General features: G+C 58.1%; 5 protein-coding genes. 4 read left to right on the top strand and 1 reads right to left on the bottom strand.

All coding sequences use genetic code 11. The features are described from left to right. Positions 1-367 precede the first annotated feature (367 nt). Entirely contained in the window at positions 368-1102 is a 735-nt protein-coding gene (locus AC06FA_RS19870; protein WP_478069786.1) for a DUF4189 domain-containing protein, read from the top strand. On the opposite strand, the gene AC06FA_RS19865 is transcribed toward AC06FA_RS19870, so the two are convergent. Then, positions 1086-1274 carry a hypothetical protein gene (locus AC06FA_RS19865; RefSeq protein WP_478069785.1) on the bottom strand — a complete coding sequence of 63 codons (189 nt, stop codon included), beginning with the start codon at positions 1272-1274 and terminating at the stop codon, positions 1086-1088. The genes AC06FA_RS19870 and AC06FA_RS19865 overlap by 17 nt on opposite strands. Before the next feature lie 228 nt (positions 1275-1502). Here AC06FA_RS19865 and AC06FA_RS19860 point away from each other — a divergent pair, with 228 nt between their 5' ends. From AC06FA_RS19860 to AC06FA_RS19850, 3 genes are all read left to right on the top strand, one after another. Continuing rightward, entirely contained in the window at positions 1503-2054 is a 552-nt protein-coding gene (locus tag AC06FA_RS19860; protein WP_478069784.1) for a DUF4189 domain-containing protein, read from the top strand. A gap of 81 nt (positions 2055-2135) precedes the next feature. Then, complete coding sequence (locus AC06FA_RS19855; RefSeq protein WP_478069783.1) at positions 2136-2660, top strand: DUF4189 domain-containing protein; 525 nt, start codon at positions 2136-2138, stop codon at positions 2658-2660. A 151-nt stretch (positions 2661-2811) separates the two neighbouring features. Beyond that, positions 2812-3246, top strand: coding sequence for a type IV secretion system protein (locus AC06FA_RS19850; protein WP_478069782.1), 435 nt, complete (start codon positions 2812-2814; stop codon positions 3244-3246). Positions 3247-3576: the final 330 nt, after the last annotated feature.

Here is a 3576-nt window from a genome sequence, read left to right as displayed (position 1 = left end):
GAGGAATCACTTACACCTTTAGTGCCCCAACAATCGAACAGGCGAGATCGAAAGCTTTGGAGGGCTGTGAGGTTCGGAGTTCCGGTAGCAGTTGTACTGTTATTTACTCCGCATGCAGCATGTCGGAGTTCAAGCCCTATCGATGAAGAGCTGCCCCATTTCTGTGATGGCGCGAAAGTGATCTTCGGCCCGGCGTTCGAGAGCGGCCTGTCCAGCCAGACGATGCAGCAGGGTGGCATGGGGCAGATCCTGACGCCCCTGATCCTGGCGGCGCCCCCAGTGGCCGCTGCGTTCCTCCAAGGCACACTGGGCACCTTCATGGCATATTGGCAGATAGGCGGTGGCGCTGAGGCTACCGCGAGTAGCGATGAACTCCCGCCAGGGCAGCACACGCCTGCACAGGGGACTAGTTCCAGCAGCGCTCCTTCTGCCGATCCGGGCCAGGGCGCGATCTCTGGTTATGGTGTCGGTCGCTCGGCCGAAACCAGGCAGGACACCGGGAAGTATGGACAGGCTAATGCCTGATCAAGCAATACCGATCTCGTTTGATGGAGGTGTGCGTATGAAACTTGTTGCAATGCTTCTGCTTCTGATCCTTTCCAACGTGGCGTTGGCGGAGGGCGGGTGTCCGCCAGGGCAGTACCCGGTTGGGGGGCAGGGTGTGGGTGGTTGTGCGCCGATACCAGGCGGGCAATCTGGCGCTGCTCGCAGTAGCTCGGTTCCCACAGGAAAATGGGAAGCCCGATGGGGCGCATTGGCTAAGGATGCAGCTACCCAGACAGGTGGGCGCTTGGCGATTGGTGTGGCAGAAGGAAAGAGATCAAAGAAGGAAGCAAGATCGCTCGCGCTCTCTGAGTGTCTGCGGATGGGCGGGCAGGAATGCAAAATCATTCTTGAGTACTTCAATCAGTGCGCTGCACTGGCTGCGCCAGTGATTGGCTCTGCTCCTCTGACGAATGTAACGACTGTGGCATATCGTTCGCCGAGTGAAGATGAGGCGAAGGTGGAATCAGTGCGGCGTTGCGAGTCCGAGGGTAAAGGGCGCAGTTGTACAGTTATCTACGCCGCATGCAGCATGTCTGAGTTCAAGCCCTATCGATGAAGAGCTGCCGCAGTTCTGTGATGGCGCGAAGCTGATCCTCGGTTCTTCGTTCGAGGACGGCCTGTCCAGCCAAGCGATGCAGCAGGGCGGCTTGGGGCTGATCGTGACGACCCTGATCCTGACGCGCCCCAATGGCTGCAATATTCTTCGAGGGCACGCTGGGCACCTTCATGGCAGATTCGCAGATAGGCGGCGGCGCGTCGGGCGCGCCGAGTGCTGATGGCCGTCCGCCGGGGCAGCGCACGCCGGAGCAGCCTTCAAATAGATCACGGCCAGTGACGGGCCTCGGTGATGCGGCCGGAAGCTCGAACTACGCAGTAATGGGTCGTCAGAACAATGGGACGAACCTTCAAGGTTCTGGTAAGTATGGGAATGCGTCATAGTTGTTGATCCTAGGAAAGTGGAGACTTTTGAGGTGAAAAGAATCTTCTGCGCGATACTCTTCTTGTTCGTATCGACTGAGGTCTACGCTGAAGGGGGTTGCCCGTCTGGCCAATACCCTGTGGGTGGTCAGGGCGTTCAGGGCTGTGCGCCGATCCCTCAGAGTGGCTCTGCTGTCCCCGTTTCGCGGCCTACGGGAAAGTGGGAGACGCGTTGGGGTGCAATCGCTCGCGACGCGAAGCCGACCCCTGGAGCGCGTTTGGCAATCGGTGTCGCAGAATCTCGACGGAGCAAGAAGGACGCTAGTGCCATCGCGCGTGCCCAATGCGTCGAAGGCGGCGGCAATGATTGTCGTGTGCTTCTGGCTTACAACAATCAATGTGCCGCCCTTTCGGGTCCTGTTGTGAGTGATTTGGCGGCAAAAGGTGGAATCACCTACGCAGCCGGCGCGCCGGACGTTGAGGAGGCAGAGGCGAACTCGATGCGCAGCTGTCAAGGTGCAGCAGGTGGTCAACGTTGCATGGTAGTTTATTCTGCCTGCAGCATGGCTGAGTTTAGACCTTTTAACTGAATTCTTGCCGCTGGCAAATATGGATCCGCGAGTTGAAACTCAGCTTTCGTGTTAGCCGTTGTGTTGACCCCGAGGTAAAGAATGTCCAGGCTTTCTCTGCGGTGCTCAGTTCTTTATGCAGCATTGGCGATGGTGACTTTGTCGTGCCCGGCATCGGTAAGGGCAGAAGGCGGTTGTCCCCAGGGACAGTACCCGATAGGCGGTCAAGGTGTTCAGGGCTGCGCGCCAATTCCAAGCAGCGGCGGGGTGCCCGGTCCGGCGCGCCCCAGTGGCAAATGGATAAAAACCTGGGGCGCCATATCGCTTTCTCCTGATGGCGCTTCCGGTGCGGCCGCAGGGAGGTTGAGTAAGTCCGAAGCGGTAAGGGACGCGATAGCCGTCTGCGCAAACAGTGGCGGTCGATCCTGTGCAGCTGCCTTCACCTACAAGCATCAATGCGCGGCGGCAGCCGTGCCAGATGCAGGCGAAGGTGGGACGAGCTTCTCGAGTTCGCCGACGATTGAACAGTCGAAGAAGATGGTGTTGGAACGATGTGCAGCTAAAGGTGGGCTCAAGTGTCGGGTCGTGTACTCCGAATGCAGTGAGCCCATTTACCATTCCTACTGAAGATGAGGCAAGCGCGCTTCGCGTTTCTGCAAGCTTGATTGTTGTAAAGGAACAGATGACGGAGAGTTTTTTCCTTCATGGAGTTGGCATCTAAGCTGGAAGTCCTTCGAAACGCCATCGTCGACATCGACGCTGGCAGAAGTCGCGGAGGATGTCGCGCGTGGCCCTTGGCGCTGCCGGCCCAGTCATCGCATCCAGCGAAATGCTGATGCTGTACGAAATCGCCATGGCGCTGTTCATCTGCTTCGGTCCGCTGTTTATTCTGTGTCTGCTGTTCTGGCAGACCAGGCAACTCTTCCAGGGCTGGCTCTTCTACAGAATCGGCACGACCTTCTCCACCGCTGTACTGGATGCAATGGTCTCCATCGCGCTGGACACGGTCGTGCGCGTGGCCGCGACACTCTTGCCGAGCAAGCTGTTGCAGGAGGTGATCTTGAAGGAGAGCATGCCAGGCGGCATCACCAGCCAAGTCACGCAGCAGGGTGTTATCGGCTTGATCCTCACTGCGTTGATCCTGACTACACCCCAATGGCCGCGGTGTTCTTCCAGGGCACCTTCGGTACCTTCATGGCATATTCGCAGATAGACGGTTGCGCGGCGGCAACGCCTAGTTCGGATGGGCGTCGGCCGAGGCAGCACACGCCGGAGTAGACTAAAAGCAGTGGCAGCACCGCGCGGTGGCGCTAGTGGGAATGCTGCCAATTACGCTGTGATGAGCAAACAAAAATCAGGATGCGCCCAATCAAAGCTCTGGCAAGTACGGGAATGCGAATGTCGGTTAGTGTTCTGTAGGATCAAGGTGATCGTTATGAAATATTTGATTTTTCTGCTGGTGCTGTTCTGGGCAATCCCAGCTTTCGCCGAAGGTGGTTGTCCGCCAGGACAATACCCCGTGGGCGGGCAGGGCGTTCAGGGA

The sequence above is a fragment of the Stenotrophomonas sp. Steno-C17 genome (genome assembly GCF_056393165.1).
Note: the sequence above shows the minus strand (reverse complement) of the source record. Positions and strands in the feature narration are given on the sequence as shown.

Excerpts from the sequence above, each read along its gene's own strand:
- AC06FA_RS19850 (WP_478069782.1), top strand. The coding sequence starts at position 2,812 with ATGTCGCGCGTGGCCCTTGGCGCTGCCGGCCCAGTCATCGCATCCAGC.
- AC06FA_RS19865 (WP_478069785.1), bottom strand. The coding sequence starts at position 1,274 with ATGAAGGTGCCCAGCGTGCCCTCGAAGAATATTGCAGCCATTGGGGCG.
- AC06FA_RS19855 (WP_478069783.1), top strand. The coding sequence starts at position 2,136 with ATGTCCAGGCTTTCTCTGCGGTGCTCAGTTCTTTATGCAGCATTGGCG.
- AC06FA_RS19870 (WP_478069786.1), top strand. The coding sequence starts at position 368 with ATGAACTCCCGCCAGGGCAGCACACGCCTGCACAGGGGACTAGTTCCA.